The sequence below is a fragment of the Flavobacterium sp. H122 genome (genome assembly GCF_004959765.1).
Taxonomy (GTDB): Bacteria; Bacteroidota; Bacteroidia; order Flavobacteriales; family Flavobacteriaceae; genus Flavobacterium.
The window spans coordinates 442,907-464,033 of record NZ_SJZD01000001.1; the positions used below are offsets into that span (position 1 = coordinate 442,907).

At 32.6% G+C, this 21,127-nt stretch carries 18 protein-coding genes; 13 read left to right on the forward strand and 5 right to left on the reverse strand.

The annotated features are described in order from the left end of the window. The first annotated feature begins 11 nt into the window (after nucleotides 1-11). On the forward strand, nucleotides 12-710 hold the full coding sequence (locus EZM65_RS02155; RefSeq protein WP_248574805.1) for a glycosyltransferase family A protein: 699 nt from the start codon (nucleotides 12-14) through the stop codon (nucleotides 708-710). Between the two features lie 181 nt (nucleotides 711-891). On the opposite strand, the gene EZM65_RS02160 is transcribed toward EZM65_RS02155, so the two are convergent. Genes EZM65_RS02160 through EZM65_RS02175 form a run of 4 tightly spaced genes read right to left on the reverse strand, consistent with a single transcriptional unit; the run spans nucleotide 892 to nucleotide 5,209 of the window. Continuing rightward, entirely contained in the window at nucleotides 892-2,181 is a 1,290-nt protein-coding gene (locus EZM65_RS02160; RefSeq protein ID WP_136666874.1) for an O-antigen translocase, read from the reverse strand. A 3-nt stretch (nucleotides 2,182-2,184) separates the two neighbouring features. After that, nucleotides 2,185-3,180 carry a glycosyltransferase family 2 protein gene (locus tag EZM65_RS02165; protein ID WP_136666875.1) on the reverse strand — a complete coding sequence of 332 codons (996 nt, stop codon included), beginning with the start codon at nucleotides 3,178-3,180 and terminating at the stop codon, nucleotides 2,185-2,187. Beyond that, a complete protein-coding gene (locus EZM65_RS02170) occupies nucleotides 3,180-4,259 on the reverse strand; it encodes a DegT/DnrJ/EryC1/StrS aminotransferase family protein (RefSeq protein WP_136666876.1) in 1,080 nt (359 codons plus the stop codon). The genes EZM65_RS02165 and EZM65_RS02170 overlap by 1 nt, the downstream gene beginning before the upstream one ends. Next, a complete protein-coding gene (locus EZM65_RS02175) occupies nucleotides 4,256-5,209 on the reverse strand; it encodes a FemAB family protein (RefSeq protein ID WP_136666877.1) in 954 nt (317 codons plus the stop codon). The genes EZM65_RS02170 and EZM65_RS02175 overlap by 4 nt, the downstream gene beginning before the upstream one ends. Nucleotides 5,210-5,307: 98 nt before the next feature. Here EZM65_RS02175 and EZM65_RS02180 point away from each other — a divergent pair, with 98 nt between their 5' ends. The 11 genes from EZM65_RS02180 to EZM65_RS02230 all read left to right on the forward strand — a co-directional run bounded on the left by EZM65_RS02180 (nucleotide 5,308) and on the right by EZM65_RS02230 (nucleotide 18,558). After that, nucleotides 5,308-6,096, forward strand: coding sequence for an RNA methyltransferase (locus EZM65_RS02180; protein ID WP_136666878.1), 789 nt, complete (start codon nucleotides 5,308-5,310; stop codon nucleotides 6,094-6,096). 52 nt (nucleotides 6,097-6,148) lie between these two features. Beyond that, nucleotides 6,149-8,368: a bifunctional (p)ppGpp synthetase/guanosine-3',5'-bis(diphosphate) 3'-pyrophosphohydrolase gene (locus EZM65_RS02185; RefSeq protein WP_136666879.1), complete on the forward strand. Its 2,220-nt coding sequence runs from the start codon at nucleotides 6,149-6,151 to the stop codon at nucleotides 8,366-8,368. Between the two features lie 66 nt (nucleotides 8,369-8,434). Continuing rightward, nucleotides 8,435-8,890, forward strand: coding sequence for a Fur family transcriptional regulator (locus EZM65_RS02190; RefSeq protein ID WP_136666880.1), 456 nt, complete (start codon nucleotides 8,435-8,437; stop codon nucleotides 8,888-8,890). Nucleotides 8,891-8,953: 63 nt separating this feature from the next. Further along, nucleotides 8,954-10,225: an adenylosuccinate synthase gene (locus EZM65_RS02195; RefSeq protein WP_136666881.1), complete on the forward strand. Its 1,272-nt coding sequence runs from the start codon at nucleotides 8,954-8,956 to the stop codon at nucleotides 10,223-10,225. A gap of 69 nt (nucleotides 10,226-10,294) precedes the next feature. After that, the gene (locus EZM65_RS02200) at nucleotides 10,295-12,112 is read left to right on the forward strand and encodes a chloride channel protein (protein ID WP_136666882.1); all 1,818 of its coding nucleotides are present in this window, start codon (nucleotides 10,295-10,297) and stop codon (nucleotides 12,110-12,112) included. Between the two features lie 123 nt (nucleotides 12,113-12,235). Next, on the forward strand, nucleotides 12,236-13,879 hold the full coding sequence (locus tag EZM65_RS02205; RefSeq protein WP_169051627.1) for an OstA-like protein: 1,644 nt from the start codon (nucleotides 12,236-12,238) through the stop codon (nucleotides 13,877-13,879). A 93-nt stretch (nucleotides 13,880-13,972) separates the two neighbouring features. Next, nucleotides 13,973-14,584, forward strand: a complete 612-nt coding sequence (locus EZM65_RS02210; RefSeq protein ID WP_136666884.1) for a hypothetical protein — start codon at nucleotides 13,973-13,975, stop codon at nucleotides 14,582-14,584. 1 nt (nucleotide 14,585) lies between these two features. Beyond that, on the forward strand, nucleotides 14,586-15,773 hold the full coding sequence (locus tag EZM65_RS02215) for an aspartate aminotransferase family protein (RefSeq protein ID WP_136667155.1): 1,188 nt from the start codon (nucleotides 14,586-14,588) through the stop codon (nucleotides 15,771-15,773). A 144-nt stretch (nucleotides 15,774-15,917) separates the two neighbouring features. Then, a complete protein-coding gene (locus EZM65_RS02220; protein WP_136666885.1) occupies nucleotides 15,918-17,315 on the forward strand; it encodes a tetratricopeptide repeat protein in 1,398 nt (465 codons plus the stop codon). Beyond that, nucleotides 17,308-17,787 (forward strand): energy transducer TonB, encoded by a 480-nt coding sequence (locus EZM65_RS02225; RefSeq protein ID WP_136666886.1) that lies wholly within the window; start codon nucleotides 17,308-17,310, stop codon nucleotides 17,785-17,787. The genes EZM65_RS02220 and EZM65_RS02225 overlap by 8 nt, the downstream gene beginning before the upstream one ends. A gap of 33 nt (nucleotides 17,788-17,820) precedes the next feature. Further along, nucleotides 17,821-18,558 (forward strand): shikimate dehydrogenase, encoded by a 738-nt coding sequence (locus tag EZM65_RS02230; protein ID WP_136666887.1) that lies wholly within the window; start codon nucleotides 17,821-17,823, stop codon nucleotides 18,556-18,558. 1 nt (nucleotide 18,559) lies between these two features. On the opposite strand, the gene EZM65_RS02235 is transcribed toward EZM65_RS02230, so the two are convergent. Beyond that, on the reverse strand, nucleotides 18,560-18,985 hold the full coding sequence (locus tag EZM65_RS02235) for an SET domain-containing protein-lysine N-methyltransferase (protein ID WP_136666888.1): 426 nt from the start codon (nucleotides 18,983-18,985) through the stop codon (nucleotides 18,560-18,562). A gap of 211 nt (nucleotides 18,986-19,196) precedes the next feature. Between EZM65_RS02235 and EZM65_RS02240 the strand changes: the two genes are divergently transcribed. Continuing rightward, on the forward strand, nucleotides 19,197-21,059 hold the full coding sequence (locus EZM65_RS02240) for a DUF349 domain-containing protein (protein ID WP_136666889.1): 1,863 nt from the start codon (nucleotides 19,197-19,199) through the stop codon (nucleotides 21,057-21,059). Nucleotides 21,060-21,127: the final 68 nt, after the last annotated feature.

The following is a 21,127-nucleotide window of genomic DNA, read 5'->3' on the forward strand; positions in this document are numbered from 1 at the left end:
TAAAAAAGTCTATGCAAAATAATCCTTTAGTAAGCATTATGTGCTTATGCTACAATCATTCAGAATTTGTTGAAGAGTCTTTAAATTCTGTAATCAAACAGACTTACAAAAACATTGAATTATTAATTGCAGATGACTGCAGCAGTGATAATTCAGTTGAAGTAATTAATGATTGGTTAAAAAAAAATCCTAACATTACTTTTGTCAAAAACTCTGTAAATTCAGGAAACACAAAAACATTCAATTCGCTTTATAAATTAGCAAAGGGAGAATATTTTATAGATTTAGCAGCAGATGATATACTTTTAGAAGACTGTGTAGAGAAACAAGTAAATGCTTTTCAAAATTCAAAATATGATGATCTTGCTATAGTATACGGTAACGCAGAGCTTATAGATAAAGACAATAATCATATTAAATTTTATTATCCAGTGGATCAATCGGGGAAGACGACAAAAAAACCGCCAACCGGTGATATTTACCTTTCTATAATTGGTCAAAAAGAAAAAATATGTTCTGTTTCATCTTTAGTTAAAAGCAGTGTTTTCGAAAAATTAGGAAAATATGATGAGAGTTTAGGATACGAAGATCTTGATTTATGGATAAAAGCATCCCGAAATTATAATTTTGATTTTATCGATAGCATTTTAGTCCAAAAAAGAGAATTAAAAAATTCATTATACCAGCATTTCTTTTTAAAAAAACAATAAAATCAGCAATCGCTTGGATATTTCAACTTATAAAATCCTTATCAAAACTTTCAGACTAAACATTTCCAGGGAGGAAGATTTGGCTATGCTTAAAAGAGTACATCATGAATTAGCATTAAATTTCAGGAATAAAAATTATTTACTATTAATCAAGTATATTATATTAAAAATAAAAATAAGTTTAGGAATTAGATTTTATCCCTAAAGTTTTCCTAAAATAGAAAACCAAAAAAAGCCAATATAAAAAATAATTTACAGCATGTGACAAAACTGCACCTTCTATACCAATCATTGGAATAAAAAATAGCGAAGCCACGTATAGTATAATGAAAGATAAAGCTTCAAAAAATAAAAAAGCCTTTGTCATTTGTTTTGCTAATAATTGCATTCCTAAAATCCATGACATTGTTTTGAATAAATCACCTATCAATTGCCATAAAAAAAGCTTTTTAACCATAAGAAAGTCACGATTAAACAATATCTCGATAATTAATCCTCTAAAAATGAAAATGATTATTGCTCCTACTAAAAACAACGGTACAATTATTTTATAGTAATCATACCAAACACTTCTTGTTGTCGATTCATCTCTAGCTTCTATTAATTTAGGGAAATAGTAAACACCTAAAAAGGAATTAATAAAAAGCATGTAATAAACCGATATTCTATTCATGGCTTCCCAATATCCTGCTGAATCTAATCCTGAAACACCAATAATTTTATTTCTAATAAATATTTGTATCATTTGACCTACTACTCCGGAAAAGACCATCATTAAAAGAAAATGGCTAAGATTTTTAACTATTTCAATATCAAAAAAATTAAAATTAAAAATCTGATTTAAATTCTCTCTTTCCGGCATAAAAGCAAAAACAATAAAAAAAAGAAATAAAGGAGTTATTATTATTGAAAGTAAAGCTCCCATGGTATTATAGTAATAAATAAAAATAATAGAGACAAGTAGAGTAATAATATTACTTATCATATTAATAAAAATGACTCTTTTGAATCTACCATAACCATTAATAACTGAAAGCATATAAATACCCAACACATTAGATGGCAGTAAAAAAGACATAATTTTAAATAATATCACATAACTTTTATTTCCTTTAAAAACTAAACTACTTATTTGAGAAGAAAACACGAATAAAATTATTCCAATAATTAAACTAACTATAAAAGTAATAAAGAAAAGCGTTGAAAACAGTCTTTTTAATTTTAGTTTATCTGATTTATTATCAACCACAAACTTAACAATACCGTTTTGAAAACCAAGCGTTGTCAGACTTTCAATTAAAGATGAAAAATTTCTAAAGCTCCCTACTATAGCTAAGCCTGTTGGGCCTAAAAAAAATGCTAAAAATTTTGAAGAAACAACACCTATAAGTATTCTCAACAATACATTTATACTGTTTAAAGAAGTAAATCTAAAACTTTGAGAAGATTTTATTTTTTTTAATAAATTCAAATGCTATTTTAATTTTAGAGTTACTTTAAGAAAAAAAGAATTATTTACAATAATTCTTGAAATAAAACATTTCAAACTTATATTAAAAAAATTAATATCAAAATTATCGTTAGAAAACAGATTAATTAGTCTATATCTAAATTCTATTAAAAATTTCTCAACATCATTTTTATCCTTTTGAGTTGCAAATTTATAATTGTTTACTTTTATTTTTTTCTTTAAAAAATCTCTAAAAAGAATATATTTTTTAAATTTAATTAATTTTTTATCAAAAAAATTCAACTCTAAAAGTTCTATAATTCTTAATTGAGTATTTAACTCAAAAAATCGATCTTTAGAATCTATTTTAGTAATTGCTAAACTATTATCTTGTCTGTAAAAAAACTTCGAATTACAAAAACTAACGCTATTACACTTAAGGAAAATTTTCCTTATCATAAATTCATCACTGTTAAAAGTATCTTCCGGAAAAACCTCATCTTGATATAAACTTAATTTAATAAGACCAAAACCATGAATACTCCAATCTAAACTTGCTAAAAAAGCAATTTTCCCATCTATGATACAATTCAAATTACCTCTTAATCCTTTAATTATTCTTTTCTGGATCTGATCTTCATAAAAATACTCCATTATAGGCAAAACACAATCAACTTGAGTTTCTCTTTGTTTCAAAACTAATCTTTCTATTAAATCATGTGAAAACAAATCATCTTGAGACGAATAAAAAACAAATTCACCTTTAATTTTAGGCAAAATAAAGTTCCATGAAGTGGAAGTATTTCCTCCTCTAGATTTAGTAAAAATTTTAAATCTATTATCTTTTTCAACAAACACATTACAAATCTGTAAACTATTATCAGTTGACGAGTCATTGACTAGTAAAACCTCTATATTTGTATAAGTCTGAGAAACTATTGAATTTAAAGTTTTTTCAAGATATTTTTCTCCATTATAAATCGGAACAAATATACTTATCAAAGGATTGTTAGATATCATCAATACATATTTACAAGTTTCACAACCTTATCAATTTCATCATCAGTCAATACAGGACTCATAGGCAAACTTAAGACTTCATCATGAATTTGTTCGGAAATAGGAAAAGATAAATTATTCCAATCAGACAATGCTTTTTGCTTGTGTGGAGGTACTGGATAATGTATTAAAGTTTCAATATTATTTTTAGCCAAATAATCCTGCAATCTGTCTCTCTCTTTTGATCGAATTACAAATAAATGAAAAACATGAGACTTTATATCAGTACATTTAGGCAAAATAATTTTATCGTTTTTGATTTCTGAAAGATAGCGGTTAGCTACAAAGCGTCTCTTTTCATTATCTTCATTCAAGTTCTTTAACTTACAATTTAAAAAAGCCGCCTGAAGTTCATCAAGTCTTGAATTAAAACCAATGGACTCATTGTGATATTTTTTTTCAGAACCGTAATTTCTAATCTTTCTCAAAGTAGCCACTAATTTTTCATCATTAGTCACCACTGCTCCACCATCTCCCAAAGCGCCTAAATTTTTTCCAGGATAAAAACTAAAAGTACGGGTATGACTGCCTTTAAATTCCAGTCCATGGGCTTGAGCACAATCTTCAACAATGAGTAAATTGTGTTTAAGTCCAATTTCAATAATAGCATCCATATCAGCCAATTGACCATATAAATGCACTATCAAAATTACTTTTGTTTTTGATGTGATTTTTTCCTCAATAAGATTTGGATCAATATTAAAAGTCTCAAGATCCGGTTCTACTAAAACAGGTACTAACCCGGCATGAAGTATTCCTAAAATAGAAGCAATGTAAGTATTTGCAGGAACAATAACTTCATCTCCTTTTTGTAGATTACCATTTTCAATATAAGCCAAAAGTGATAGCGTAATGGCATCTAAACCATTACCAACTCCAATACAATACTTTGAATTTGTGTATTCGGCAAAATTACCTTCAAATGCTTTTATTTCATTTCCTAGAATATACCAACCATTTTCTAAAACGCTCTTCAATTTTTCTTGAAAAGCAGTTTCATAATGCTGATTAATTTTTTTCAAATCTAAAAATGAAATCATAACTTTATTTGAATTGTATCTTGATTAAAAATTGCACAACCTAATTCTATTTTTTGTTTAACCAGACCAGGATTATAACCTAATTCATTTTTTTCAGTGGCAGTACCCATATCAAAAAAAGCAAATTCTTGGTTATTAAATTTCTGAATTAAAGTAATAAACAAATAATCTAATGCTCTATATTTCTGCCCAATTTCTGTTGAAGCTCCATATTGTGATTTAACTCCGTTTTTATTCTTAAACAAGGTAATTCCTGCTAAAATTTCTTCATTCAAATAAACTGAATACTGAATAATATTAGAAGGGAATTTTGATTTCAACTTTTGAATTTCTTCTAATGAATGAACAGGCTTTACATTGTGTTTCGATTCTAAACAAGGAATTAATACTTTATCCCAAAAAAAACTCATGTTTGATTCTTCAACTACCTTTAAACCTAACTTTGAAATTCTTTTAAAATGCTTTAATTTACTCTTTGATATAATCATTTTTTTTGAATAATCAATCATGAAATTCATTTCTCTTTTTAGTAATTCAGAATTAAAATATTGGAATAAAACATAATCTAACCCATAGTTACCGGCTATCAAATATAAAGTAGGTTGATTTTTTAAAATTATTTCATGAATTTTTTCTATTTTAAAGAAAAAAACAATAGAATTCATTATTTGCTCTACATGAAAGATTTCCAATTTATTAGAAAAAACAACTCCTCCATAAGTCAAACCCTGATGAGAATAAATTGTATCGTCAACCCTATTAGCTGGCAAAACAGCAACTAAGTTATCCTTATCATCAAAAACAAGCAATGAAAAATCTTCAAATCGGTCACTATGGTATTCCATAAAATCACGATGAAATAAAAAAGTTCCGTTTTTAGAATCAGCTATAAACTGATTCCAAATACTGTAAAACTGCGGTTCGTATTTTTTTATGGTATATTGACTCAAACTGTAATTTTGACCGAAAGTACATATTTTAATAAGGACGCGCAAATTTTAACTTCTCGGTTTTTTTAGATACTTTTGATTTTTAAGATATAATTTCAATGAAACAAATAACTTCTGTTCAAAATCCCTATATAAAATCGCTCGTTTTACTTCAGGAAAAAGCAAAAGAAAGAAAAAAAACCGGTACCTTTTTAATTGAAGGACTTCGGGAAATTGAGCTTGCTGTAAAAGGGGGTTATAAAATTGAAACTATATTATTTCTTCCAGAAATCATTTCAATAGATCAAATAAACAAATACACAAACAGCCAAATAGACCTGATTGAAATTTCAAAAGAAGTATATCAAAAATTAGCCTATAGAGATACTACAGAAGGTATTTTAGCTATAGCTAAAACCAAGTCGTTTTCATTATCTGATTTAAAACTACCTGAAAATCCTCTTATTTTAGTAGCTGAAGCTCCTGAAAAACCAGGAAACATAGGTGCAATGTTAAGAACTGCTGATGCGGCAAATCTGGATGCCGTAATTATAGCCAATCCGAAAAGCGATATGTACAGCCCTAATATTGTCCGTTCCAGTGTTGGTTGTTTATTTACGAACCAAATAGCAACCGGTACAACTGATGAAATCATTGCTTTTTTGAAAGATAACAGCATCAATTTTTACGCAGCAACATTACAAAATTCTACAGGATATCATACCCAGGATTATACAAAACCCACGGCACTTGTTGTAGGAACGGAAGCGACTGGATTGAGCGACGAATGGAGAAAAGCTTCAACACAAAATATAATTATTCCAATGCAGGGCGAAATTGACAGTATGAATGTATCTGTAGCTGCCGCAATTTTAATTTTTGAAGCCAAAAGACAACGCGGATTTTGATATTGTATATTAACATTCTAATTTGTAATTTTAAAGAACTGAAGAACGTGTTATGGTTGAGATAGATATTGAAAAAGAAAATAAAGCAATTGCTAAAGAATATAAAGAATTACTCCGTATAAGTTATCAGACGCTTAGTGACGATGATAAAAAGCTTATCCGGAAAGCATTTGATTTTGCCGTGGATGCCCATCAGGATCAACGTCGTAAATCAGGGGAAGCGTATATCTTTCATCCAATTGCTGTTGCAAAGATTGTTGCCGGAGAAATAGGTCTTGGTGCAACTGCTATTGCAGCTGCTTTAATGCACGATGTTGTTGAAGATACTGATGTGACCGTTGAAGAAATAGAAAAAGAGTTCAATCCTAAAGTTGCCCAACTGGTAGCCGGATTAACTAAAATTTCTCAGGTTAAAAAAGACATGAACATCTCGATGCAGGCAGAAAACTTCCGTAAGATGCTGCTGACTTTAAATGATGATGTCCGTGTAATTATTATCAAATTGGCTGACAGGCTTCATAATATGCAAACCATGGAGTCAATGGCTGATTACAAACAGCTAAAAATTGCATCAGAAACCTTATATATTTATGCTCCTCTGGCACACCGCCTTGGTCTATATAACATAAAAACACAATTAGAAGACTTAGGTCTGAAATATACTGAACCTACTGTTTATAATGATATTGTAAGCAAAATTAAAGAAACCAAAGAACAGCAGGATGCATACATAAAAAGTATTTCAGATGTTCTAAAAAAATCATTGGATGAGGAAGGTGTCGATTACGTGATTAAGGGCCGACCAAAATCAATTTATTCCATCAGAAGAAAAATGGCTACTCAAAAAGTTACTTTTGATGAAGTTTATGACAAATTCGCACTTCGGATTGTATACAAATCCAATCCGCATGATGAAAAGTTCCTGGCTTGGAAAATTTATTCGATAGTAACTGATCATTACCGTCCTTCACCCAGCCGTTTACGCGATTGGATTTCTTCACCAAAATCAACTGGTTATGAAGCATTGCACATAACTGTAATGGGACCTTTAGGCCGTTGGGTTGAAATTCAGGTGCGAAGTGAACGTATGGATGAAATTGCGGAAAAAGGTTATGCGGCCCATTACAAATACAAACAGGGAGCCAATGAAGAAAGCGGACTGGATACTTGGCTGAATTTACTTCGCGAAGCACTGGAAAATGCTGACAGTAATGCCGTAGATTTTGTTGAAGATTTTAAAATGAATCTTTATGCAAAAGAAATCTATGTTTTTACCCCTAAAGGAGAAATCAAATCATTGCCCAAAGGAGCTACAGCTTTGGATTTTGCCTTCGCTATTCACTCAGAAATCGGAATCAAAACCAGAGGTACCCGTGTGAATGGTAAATTAGTTCCGCTGAATCATGAACTTAAAAGTGGTGATCAGGTAGATGTTATTACTTCAGCAAATCAAAAACCAACAGTTACATGGCTGGACTATGTAACCACATCACGGGCAAAAAATAAAATCAGAAATGTTTTAAATGAAAATACTAAGAAAATTGCCGAAGACGGTAAAGAAATCTTAGAGCGTAAACTGCGTCATTTAAAAATAACTGTAAATGAAACAGTAGTCAATGAATTAGTTGCTTACTTAAAGCTGAAAACAAGTCTGGATTTGTTTTATCGAGTTGGTATTGGCTCTATAGACAATCAGCAGCTTAAAGATTATGCTGCTCAAAAAAGCAATACATTCTTCAATTTCTTTAAAGGAAAAATAAAAAGAAATCCATCTGCTAATCCTGATATAGTTCAAAAAGATGAAATTACCCAAAAATACGACCTGCTCGTTTTTGGGGTTGAACAGGACAGGCTGGATTACAAACTTTCTGCATGCTGCAATCCTATTCCCGGGGATTCTGTTTTCGGTTTTATAACCATAAATGAAGGAATAAAAGTGCATAAAAAAGATTGTCCGAATGCAATCAGTATGCAATCAAACTATGCCTACAGAATTATCCCTGCCAAATGGATTGATTCAACCCAACAGGATTTTAAAGTCACTTTGGAAATCACAGGAATGGATACTTTAGGTATCACTAACGAATTGACACGTGTAATTTCAAATAACATGAATGTAAATATCCAAAGTATATCATTAAGCGGTGAAGCCGGAATTTTTACAGGAAAAGTTACCGTTATTGTACCTAATAACACCATCCTCAAAAGAATGATTGACAATATCAAAAAAATTGACGGAGTTGACAGAGTAACAAGAGAATACACCAGTTAAGTTTTTAACAATGTATTTATAACTTTAATTTAATCTTTAAAAGTAAAGTTTTATCTTTGCGCTGTTATGACACAAATTACGACTGATAACAGCAGTAACCAGGAAACGGTAAAAAACGTATTTACCAAATATCTTGAGCAAAACGGACATAGGAAAACGCCTGAACGTTATGCTATACTTCAGGAAATCTACGATAGTTCCGAGCATTTTGATATTGAAAACCTTTATATCAAAATGAAAAACAAGAATTATCGTGTATCCCGTGCTACACTTTATAATACTATCGAATTATTATTGGATTGCGGATTGGTCCGCAAACATCAATTTGGTCAAAATCAGGCACATTACGAAAAATCATACTTCGACAAACAGCATGATCATATCATCATGACTGATACCGGAGAAGTAATCGAATTTTGTGATCCAAGAATTCAAACCATCAAACAAACAATGGAAGAAATCTTTGGCATCGAAATTCAAAATCATTCACTTTATTTCTACGCAACAAAAAAGAAAAATTGATAATTACAACACCCGGGGCGAGACCGAGCTGAATGGAGCGCAACGGAATTAAACAACAACACAATGACTGTAGACTTACTACTAGGATTACAATGGGGAGATGAAGGCAAAGGAAAAATTGTCGATGTATTAACCTCTAAATACGACATTATTGCACGTTTTCAAGGTGGCCCAAATGCAGGACACACATTAGAATTTGACGGAATTAAGCACGTACTTCGTACAATTCCTTCAGGTATTTTTCACAAAAATTCGATTAATATTATTGGTAACGGGGTAGTTATTGATCCTGTGGTTTTCCAAAAAGAAATTGAAGGTCTTGAAAAATTCAACATGGATATCAAGTCAAAACTTTTAATTTCCCGCAAAGCACACCTTATCCTTCCTACACACCGTTTACTTGATGCAGCTTCTGAAACCGCTAAGGGTAAAGCTAAAATTGGTTCTACTTTAAAAGGAATCGGACCAACTTACATGGACAAAACAGGCCGTAACGGACTTCGTGTTGGAGATATTGAATTAGCTGATTTTGAAGAAAAATACCGTTCTCTTGCAAACAAGCATGAAGAGATGATCAAATTCTATGATGTTTCAATTCAGTACAATCTTCCCGAAATGGAAAAAGAGTTTTTTGAAGCCGTAGAAAATTTAAAGAAATTAACGTTCATCGACAGCGAGGAATATTTGGCACAAGCACAAAAAAACGGAAAAACTATTCTTTGTGAAGGTGCTCAGGGATCATTATTAGATGTTGATTTTGGTACATATCCTTTTGTTACTTCATCTAATACTACTGCAGCCGGTGCTTGTACAGGTTTAGGTATTGCTCCAAATAAAATCAAAGATGTATACGGTATCTTCAAGGCTTATACTACCCGTGTAGGTTCAGGGCCGTTCCCAACTGAAGATTTTGGAACAGACGGTGACACTATGGCTAAAGTGGGTAACGAATTTGGTTCAGTTACAGGCCGTCAGCGCCGTTGTGGTTGGTTGGATTTAGTTGCTTTAAAATATGCGATCCAAATTAACGGTGTTTCTCAGTTAATGATGATGAAAGGGGATGTTCTTTCTGGATTTGATACTTTAAAAGTATGCACGGCATATAATTATAAAGGAGAAGAAATCAAACACCTGCCCTTTTCTATTGAAGAAGAAAACGTAACTCCGGTTTATACAGAATTCAAAGGCTGGAAAGCTGATTTGACAGGAATGGGTTCTTATGACGAACTTCCAACTGAATTAAAAGAATATATTTCATTTATTGAAAAAGAAGTTGAAGTTCCTATTACGATTGTATCAGTAGGCCCTGACAGAAAACAAACCATCATGAAATAAGTAAATGCCCCGCTCTAGGGGCATTTTAATTTTATGCCTATATTTGGGACTTCAATTATACAATTAAAAATGCCAAGGCGAATTTCTGCAAACATTCAACTTTTTATTAGAAAAATTTTCAGCAAACTGGAAATCTTTTTTCATTTAGCTAAAAATGTACTATCAGAAAGGAACTTCATATACTTATCATGTGTCGCTGTTGCAATTTCATGTGCTTTTGCAGTAATCTTTCTTAAAACATTTGCACACAGTGTATTTGTTTGGGCTAATTATGTCAACAAATACTTAAAACTGCCTTATTCCAATAGTATATTGCCCATTGTAGGTATTTTATTAACTGTTTTTGTCATTAAAAGATTTTTGGGTGGAAACATAGAAAAAGGAAGTGCCCGGATACTGCACTCAATTGCCAGAAAAGGAGGAATTATTCCCAGAAAGCAAATGTATGCACAAATCATAACCAGCTCATTAACCGTTGGTCTTGGAGGTTCTGCAGGATTGGAAAGCCCAATTGTTATAACCGGTGCCGCATTTGGTTCCAATTATGCTCAAAACTATTTACTTTCTAAAAAAAACAGAATTCTATTGCTTGCCTGCGGTGTAGCTGCTGGAATTGGCGCTGCTTTCAACGCTCCAATTGCAGGAGTTTTGTTTGCCATAGAAGTTATATTGGCAGACATATCAATTTCTGCTTTTATTCCCATCATGATTTCCGCAGCCACGGGTGCGTTGGTTTCAAAAATAATGCTAAGCGGCGATGTAATTTTAAGTTTCGAACAAGAACAGTCTTTTGATTTCAGAAATACGCCTTTTTATATTCTTTTAGGGATATTAGCCGGTTTCATTTCTATTTACCATGCCAGAACTTTCAGAAAAGCAGAACATTACATCAGTCATTTATCGCAAAGAGTGTATGTTAAAGCGATAATCGGTGCTTTATTTTTAGCGGTATTAATATTCTTTTTTCCGACACTTTTTGGTGAAGGTTATGAGAGCATTAAAACGTTATCTACCGCACACCCGGAAGCTCTGCTTGAAAACACACTTTTAGAAAATTTCAAAAACGAAAAATGGGTTTTACTTCTATTTGTAGGTGTTATCGTTTTTATTAAATCCATTGCTACAGGAATTACGCTGGGAAGTGGTGGTAATGGTGGTAACTTTGCCCCTTCTCTTTTTGTAGGTTCATATTTAGGTTTTTTTGTTGCAAAAACATCTAATTTAATAGGATTGACATCTAACTTACCAGTAACTAATTTTACCATAGTAGGTATGGCAGGAATTTTAAGTGGCTTATTCCATGCGCCATTAACTGCAATATTTTTAATTGGTGAGATTACCGGAGGTTATGACCTTATGATTCCGTTAATGATAGTTTCTTCAATCAGTTTTGCTATTTCCAAGCGTTTTGAAGAACATTCTATGGATGTAAAAGCGTTGGCTCATTCCGGTGATGTTTTTACAAGTGACAAGGATAAAAACATTTTACAAAGTATTGATGTATTAAAGTTAATCGATACCAATGTTGAAACTCTGGATAAAGAAGATTCATTGGATAAATTAGTTGTCGTCTTATCTGAAAAGAAACAGCAGATTTTTCCTGTTTTGGATGATAAAAAATTAATAGGAATTGTAGATTTTGATGATATCCGAAGTGTTATTTTCAATACTTTTCAAGTGAAACATACTAAAATAGAAGAAATCATGAAACCGGTTTCTTTTACAATATATTTTGAAGACGATATTGAAAATATCATGAATCAGTTTGAAACAGCAAACAGTCCAACACTGCCTGTTATAAAAAATAAAAAATTTTACGGATTGCTGTCCAAAAATGAAATACTGGAAAACTACCGCTCCATATTTAAAAACTTAGTAATCGACTGATGATAAATAATTCTTAAAAAGATGTTTTAAAAAACACTTTTAGTTAATTTTGACAAAAAAACAAATCCATTGAATACTAAATATTTCAAAATACTTTCATTCCTTTTATTGTTCAGCCAAAGTATGATCTGGGCACAAATCACCAAGCCTGATACAACTTTGCCGGTAAAAGGCAGCAAGCAGATAACCATAGAGAACTCTGATTTCATGGACATCTCGGAAACAGAAATACCCGGAGCAATTGTACTTACAGGAAATGTCCGTATCATACATCAGGGCGTACGGATGTCGTGTAATAAAGCCTACCATTTTACGAAACAGAATTATGTAAAAGCTTTTGGGAATGTTAATCTGGTTCAGGGTGACACACTAACCATGAGCAGTAAATATGCCGAATACAACGGTAATACAAAATTTGCTTTTGCCACAGGTAATGTTGTCATGACCGATCCAAAAATGACTGTAACAACAGATACAATCAATTTTGACAGAAATAGTCAGGAGGCCTATTATAATACTTATGGAACTATCCGTGATGCCGAAAACACATTAACCAGTAAGTCTGGTCGTTACCATCTTAATGAAAAGAAATTTGAGTTTAAAACTGCGGTAACAGTTAATAATCCAACACATACCATCAGAACCAATCATTTGGATTATTATACGAATTCGGGGCATGCTTATGTTTTCGGACCTTCAACAATTGCCTCAGCAAACAATACCATTTACACCACTAAAGGTTTTTACGACACAAAAAAAGATGAAGGAAAGCTCCAAAAAGGCTCTAAAATTAAATACCGGGATAGAATCATTGAAGGTGAGGATTTATACTATGACCGAAAAAAAGATTATGCCCGCGCCCGTAATAACGTAAAAGTAACTGATACCATCAATAAAATGGTCGTTCGTGGCCATTATGCAGAAGTTTTCAAACAAAAAGACTCGATGTTTATCACTAAAAAAGCGTTGGTTTCCGGATTGTTTGAAAAAGACTCAGTATGGTTTCATGCTAAAAAAATAGTGGTAACAGGCAAACCTAAAAACCGTGTAATCCGAGGGTATAACAACGCCCGTTTCTTTAAGAAAGACATGAGCGGTAAATGTGATTCTATCCATTGGAACCAGAAAAAAGGATTAACCCAAATGATTGGCTCTCCAATTTTTTGGAATGGAAAAAGACAGCTTACAGGCGATTTGATGCATTTGGTTTCTGATACAATCACGCAAAAAGTAGATTCTTTAAAAGTGTTGAATAATGCCTTTATCATTTCTAAAGACACTATTGGTGACGGATTCAACCAAGTCAAAGGAGTAAATCTTTATGGAAAATTTAAAGACAACAAGCTCAAAGAAGTAGATGTAATCAAAAATACCGAGGTTATTTTTTATATGCGGAATGACAAACAGGAGCTCATTGGCATAAATAAAAATGTAAGCAGTAAAATAAACATGATGCTTGGTGAAGGCAACGAAATAGAAAGTGTAACTTTTTTCACTAAACCAGAAGGTGATATTTACCCTGAAAACGAACTTCCTGAAAATGCCAGAAAACTGCGCGGATTCAATTGGCGCGAAGACGAACAAATCTTAAAACTGGAAGATATTTTCCCTAAAGAAGAACTCGAACTCGATGCCAAGGCAAAAGCCGAAGTCAAGAAAAAGGATGCCGAGCCTGACGTTCCTATGGAACCAAGCAAAGAAACATTGGAATACGAAAAACCAAAAAAAGTACAAAGTACGAAACCAAAGGTTAAAAAGAAAAAATAGTGTTCAGTGACAGTATTCAGTCTCAGTTAACACAGACTTATCTTTTCGACGAAGGAGAAACGAAAAATCGGCGCAGCAAAATCTGTTAATTAAATGAATAAAATAATCTTAATATTTTTCTTAACATTTCAGACTTTTTGTTTTGGACAAGATGAATATACTGCCACACTAATTTTCTACGATAACACTGTTTTCGAGGGTATTGGAAAAATTAAAAAAAATAAAATATTTTTCAAAATAGATAAAGCAGATGAATTTTCAGTTTGGAATCACGATACGATTAAAGGAATAATTATCCATGATGGTGAATATTCTGAAAAACATGAATACATCAAACCGGATAAATATTCAGAACCCGTTTTATTGTTATTAATAGATGAAGGCTTTGTTAATTTATATAGAAAAATTAATTCAGGATTAGATTTAAAATATATTGAAAACAAATCAATATTTGGCTATAAAGACGAAAATTCAAAAACTGTAGTACCTTATATAAATAAAAGCATAGGTGAAACTTATTATGTAAAAAAACAAAATGAAGATATAGCTACTGATATAACTTTTAGTTTTAAAAGTCGTTCACTTAAGTATTTTTCAGATTGTGAAATTGTTATAAAAAAAATAAAAGATAAAACTTTTACAAAAGAAAAAATAATCGAATTAGTTAATTATTACAATAATTATTGTGATGGAGAAGAAAATTAACATGCTCAAAGACTTTTACAAATACCAGGCACAAACTTCCCCTCATCCCTTAGGAATGGAAGTTTCTCATGCTGTGGGCACATACATATACGACACAAAAGGTAAAAAATATTTGGATTTTGTAGCAGGGGTTTCTGCTTGTACACTTGGACATCAACATCCAAGAATAAAACAGGCCATGATAGACCAAATGGACAAATATGCTCACGTAATGGTGTATGGCGAATATGCACAGGATCCTGCTGTAGCGTTTTGTAAATTATTGGCAGAACACATGCCTCCGCAGCTTAACAAAACCTATTTGGTTAATTCAGGCACTGAAGCTACTGAAGGTGCTTTAAAATTAGCCCGAAGGGTTACAGGCCGCAGTCAGCTGATTTCTTGTTTCAATGCGTATCATGGCAACACTATGGGATCGATGAGTGTAATGGGATTTGAGGAACGTAAACAAGCTTTCCGACCATTAATTCCGGATGTTGATTTCATCACTTTCAACAATGAGGAGGATTTACTTAAAATAACAAATAAAACCGCAGGAATTATTCTTGAAACCATTCAAGGCGGTGCCGGTTTTATCCAACCGCATAACGGCTTTTTGAAAAAAGTCCGTCAGCGTTGTGATGAAGTAGGTGCCATGATGATTTTAGACGAAATCCAGCCCGGTTTTGGCCGTACCGGTAAATTGTTTGGGTTTATGAATTATGATATCGCTCCGGATATTGTAGTTATGGGTAAAGGTATGGGAGGTGGCATGCCTGTAGGTGCTTTTACAGCCAATGAAAAACATATGGATCTGTTAAGCCATAACCCCAAATTAGGCCATATTACCACCTTTGGCGGGCATCCGGTTATTGCCGCTGCAAGTTTAGCCACTTTAAAAGAATTGGTTGAGACTGATTTGATGCCGCAATGCTTGGAAAAAGAGCAATTATTTCGTAAATTGTTGGTGCACCCTTTAATTAAGGAAGTCCGTGGTGAAGGATTAATGCTCGCTGCCATGACAGAAAGTCCTGAAATAACAAATCAGGTCATTTTTAAATGTCAGGACAAAGGTCTGATTTTATTCTGGTTATTGTTTGAAGGCAACGCTATCCGCATCACTCCTCCTCTGACGATTTCAAAAGAAGAAATTGAAGAAGGATGTGGCATTATTATTGAAGTTATGAATGAGGTAATGAATACTATTTAATGTACGTTGTCTGAAGCACCCAAAGACAGTATCATTGCAGTATCAGAACTGTTAATTAAATTGTTTACAACAATTCGGTTAAGCACCCAATAACAAATCAAAGCTTTACTAATTTTAGTAAGGATAATTTTAAAAACAATGAGTATGCACTTGAGTCACGATGAAGAAGATTACAATTTATCCTTATCTAAGTTTGAATCAATGCTTAAGACAAACAAAGTATTGTTTTTTGATTCAGAAGAATTTGAGGATATCATACTCCATTATATGGACGTTGGGAAGCCCGGTTTAGCAAAAAAAGCTTTAAAACTTGCACTGGAACAACATCCTAAATCTACAGGTTTAAAACTGGTTCAGGTAGAAATGCTGATTTTTGAAGACAAACTTGATCAGGCAGAAAAATTATTGAATGATTTGTATGCAATAGAACCTACCAACGAAGAAATTTTTATCCAGCAAGCCAATATATATTCCAAAAGAGACAATCATAAAAAAGCAGTAGAATGTTTAAAAACTGCTTTAAAATACACTGATGACTATGCTGATGTTCATAACCTTCTGGGCATGGAATATCTTTTTATGGATGAACTTGAGCTGGCAAAAGAACACTTCATCAAATGCCTTGAAGAAGAACCCGAAGAACAATCAGGTTTATACAATGTAGTATATTGTTTTGAATTTTTAGAGCAGTATGATGAAGCAATAGCATTTTTAACCAAGTACATCGATATCAACCCATACAGTGAAATAGCCTGGCACCAATTAGGACGCTTAAACTATAGTATCAAACGATATGAAGAAGCTTATACCGCTTTTGATTATGCGACCGTAATTGATGATCAGTTTATGGGGGCATTTATGGAAAAAGCCAAATCTCTTGAGCGTTTAGGCCGTTATGAAGAAGCTATTTACAATTATCAGGAAACCATCAATTTAGAAGACCCTACATCGTATGCCTTACTTCGTATTGGTAAATGTTATGAAAAGTTAGGCAACCATATAGAAGCATTAAAATATTATAATAAAACAGTACATGAAGATCCTCTTTTAGACAAAGGCTGGATTGCAATTACTGATTATTACGTGCGTCAGAAAAACTTTCAAAAAGCTTTATACTTTGTCAACAAAGCAATTGCAATTGACGGCGATAACCAGATGTACTGGAAACGCTATGCAGCGATAAACAAAGAATTGGAACAATTTGAAGAAGCTGAATACGGCTACCGTAAATCAATAGAACTGGGAGATGAAGAATTAGACACGTATTTATTTTGGGCAGATGCACAACAGTTTATAGGTGAATACGATGCCGCTATTGAAACATTATTACATGCTTCAGAAGTATTTCCGGATCAATTTGAAATCGAGTACCGTCTTGCCGGCCTCTATTTTACCGAAAAAGAAAACGAAAAAGGTTCTTTCCACTTAAGCAATGCATTACGCCACAGCTTTAAAAACAAAATTATTCTGAAAGAACAATTTCCTGATGTCTGGGAAATGAAAGAGGTTCAGGAAATTATTCAGAAATATAAAAATGACTAAACAATTATACATTTTAATTAGTTTCTTATCTTTTTCTTTAGGCTTAGCTCAAAATGAAGACAATCAGGCAAAAGTGACATTTGATCTCCCTTCAAACAATTCAAATACTTTTAAACTATCTGAAAATGAGATTTATAATTCTATAAGTTTAGAAAAAGTCGCTGAATATCCTGGAGGTGTAAAAAAATTTTATAAAGACTTTAATAGCAAATTCCGTTTTCAACAGGAAGTTGATATCGTGGGAAGGGTAATCTTTGAATTCGTAGTTGAACCAGACGGAACATTAACAGATATTAAAATTATAAAAGGATTAGGCTTCGGAATTGAAAAAGAAGCACTGGAAATATTGAAAAGTCTGGGAAATTGGAATCCGGGCATAAATTATGGAAAACCAGTCAGATCACGAATGTTATATCCTATCAGGCTAGACCTAAGAATGGAAACAGATTATAATCTTTATTTTCCAAAATAATTTGTAAAACTAAATTAATCTTCAAAATAAAAAATGAAAAAACTAGGATTACTAGGCAGGAATATAGGTTATTCCTTCTCACGAAATTATTTTGGTGATAAGTTTACAAAAGAAGGTATAGCCAACGTTTATTCTTATAATAATTTTGACATACCAAACATAAACGAATTTCCTGAAGTGCTGAAAAACAATACAGAACTCATAGGAATGAACGTTACTATTCCGTACAAGGAAGAGGTTATTCCGTTTTTAGATGAACTTTCTGAAAACGCATCAGCAATTGGCGCTGTCAATACCATAAAAATAACCCCTGAAGGAAAATTAATTGGTCACAATACTGATTATTTCGGATTTATGGAATCGTTAAAGCCACTGCTTAAACCACATCACAAAAAGGCTCTTATTTTAGGAACCGGAGGCGCTGCAAAAGCGGTCATTTTTGCTTTGGAAAAACTCGGAATTGAACATCAATCGGTTTCCAGAAGCCGTTCGGATCAAACGATTTCCTATGAAGATTTGGACGAAACTATTTTAAAAGACCATCTGATTATTGTGAATTGCACACCGCTGGGCACTTTTCCCAATATCGAAAACTATCCGAATATTCCTTATAAGCATCTCACAGACAAGCACATTGCTTATGATTTGATTTACAATCCTGAAAAGACAACATTTTTAACCAAAGCTGAAAGCAATGGAGCTACAATTAAAAATGGTTATGACATGCTGGTATTGCAGGCTGAAAAAGCTTGGGAAATCTGGAACGGCTAAATTATTTATGTTTCTTCCAATATTTTTGTCCGTAACTGCAAAAAATTTCCCCTCCTGCTTTTATTGTAGAAATCGCCTTTAGGCATACATTATCGTTGTCATCCAGCGTAATTTTAGCATTATTTTTAAACGCTGATTTACTAAACCCGGAAGCATCATTAGCATATTTAGCAAAGCATTCGGTATGCATGCAATCTAAAACAGCTCCATTCAGCAATATCATAAAATATTTATCCTCTTCTTTGGCTTCTCTTTTTTTTATTTCAGACTGACTTAAAACTTCACCTTTAAAAACAGCAATAATTTCGTCTTTGTATATTTTTACAGCAGAAAACAATCCATTTCCGGAATTTTGAATCTGTGATTCTTGAATATATAAATAGTCGGCTTCAAGTGCTTCAATTGTATTTTTGTCCAGGTTAGGCATAGTAAATCAAAATTCAATGTTACTACAATTTTTGCAATAAACCTAGCAACATCCGTATAGGCCGAATAATTCCAAAGCTTTAAAAAATCATTCAAAAAAGAAGAAACATATATTTCAACCAAAAAAATGGTATTACAGCGGTTTTTACTTCCGTTTTAATTCAGTTTTCATTAACTTCGGCATATAATATTAACTGTAAATATCCTGCACTATGCAAGAAGAATTGAATGATAACCTGCTGCAAGCAGATGGAAACGAAAACACTCAATCACAAACAGCTGTAAACGAAGCTATTGAGACTATTGAAAATCTAAACGCTCAAGTCAGCGAAGATACTACTCTGGAAGCTGAACACGATATTCCAATGCAAAACTATGAAGCAATGGATATGGATAAGCTTGTGGTTGAATTAGAGCATCTTATAGCTACTGATAAAATTATGGCAATCCGCAACCATGTTGAGGAAATTAAACATGCTTTTTTATCAAAGTACAATCATTTTATAGAAGAAAAGAAAGAAGAGTTTTTACATGACAATCCAAATTCTGATGAAGAATTTGAATATCATTCTCCTTTAAAATCTAAATTTGACTCGTTATACAACAGCTACAAAAGCAGTAAGAACACACATTTCAAATCATTAGAATCAAAATTAAAATCAAATCTTCAGTTACGTTTAAATCTAATTGAAGAATTAAAAGGTTTAATTAATTCCAATGAAAACATAAAGGACCTTTTAAAACAATTCAACGACTTACGTGAGCGTTGGAAAAATGCAGGCTCTATCCCAAAAGACAAATACAATCACGTTTGGAACAATTACCATTTCCATGTAGAAAACTTTTATGACATTCTCCATCTTGACAGAGAAGCCCGTGATTTGGATTTCAAACATAATTTAGAGAAGAAAGTAAAAATCATTGAAAGAGCTAAAGAACTTTTAAATGATGCTGATGTTTTTAAAGCATTTAGAGAGTTACAACTTTTACATAAAGTCTGGAAAGAGGAAATTGGTCCGGTTTCAAAAGAAAAACGTGATGAAATCTGGAATGCTTTCAGCGACGTTACAAAACAAATGCACGAAAAGCGTGAAGCTATGTTTGCGCAGCACCGCGAAAGAGAAACTGAAAACCTGAACAGAAAAAAAGAAATTATAGCTCAAATTGAGCAGATTGCCACTGAAAAAATTGAAGTTCACTCAGCTTGGCAAGGACAAATAAACAAAGTTGAAGCGTTACGCAAAGCTTTTTTTGAAGCTGGTAAAGTTCCTGTTGATGTAAATGAACAAACCTGGACTGAATTTAAAAATGCTGTCCGAAATTTCAATACCAATAAAAATTCTTTTTATAAAGACATCAAAAGAGAACAGCAGGCTAATCTTGACAGGAAAAATGCTTTAGTAGCTAAAGCTAAAGAACTGATGGAAAGCGACAATTTTGAAGCTACTACACCTGTAATGAAAAAAATCCAGGAAGACTGGAAACAAATAGGTCATGTTCCTAAGAAATTTTCAGATGCTGTTTGGGCTGAATTCAAAGAAGCCTGTAATCATTACTTTGACCGTTTACATGCTTTTAGAAATCAAAATGAAGCTGTAGAAGTAGAAGCTTTTGAAAAGAAAAAGGATTATATAGAAAAAGTAAAAGCATTTGAATTCACCGGCGATCATAAAACCGATTTAGATGCTATTAAAGCACATATTGAGACTTGGAAGAGTTTTGGCCGGGTTCCTTTTGCCCGCCGTCATATAGAAGGAAAATTCAACAAAGTCCTTGACGGATTATTTGAAAACTTAACTTCTAGTAAGAAAGATGCTGAAATGATGCGTTTTAACAATCGTTTGGAGCAGCTTGCCGGAGAAGGCAAACAGAAAATAGACAGTGAAAAAGTTTTCATCCAGCGCAAGGTTGAAGAAGTGCAGCATGAAATTTTCCAATTGGAAAACAACATCCAGTTCTTTGCCAATGCTAAAAAAGACAATCCTATGGTTGCTGAAGTAACCAAAAGTATTGAACGTCACAAAGAAGAATTAGCTATGTGGAAAGAGAAACTGAAACAAATCAGGACTTTATAAAAACACTGTAACTTACACAGTTATTGAGATACTTCAAAAACAAATAATCCCGGACAAATGTCCGGGAT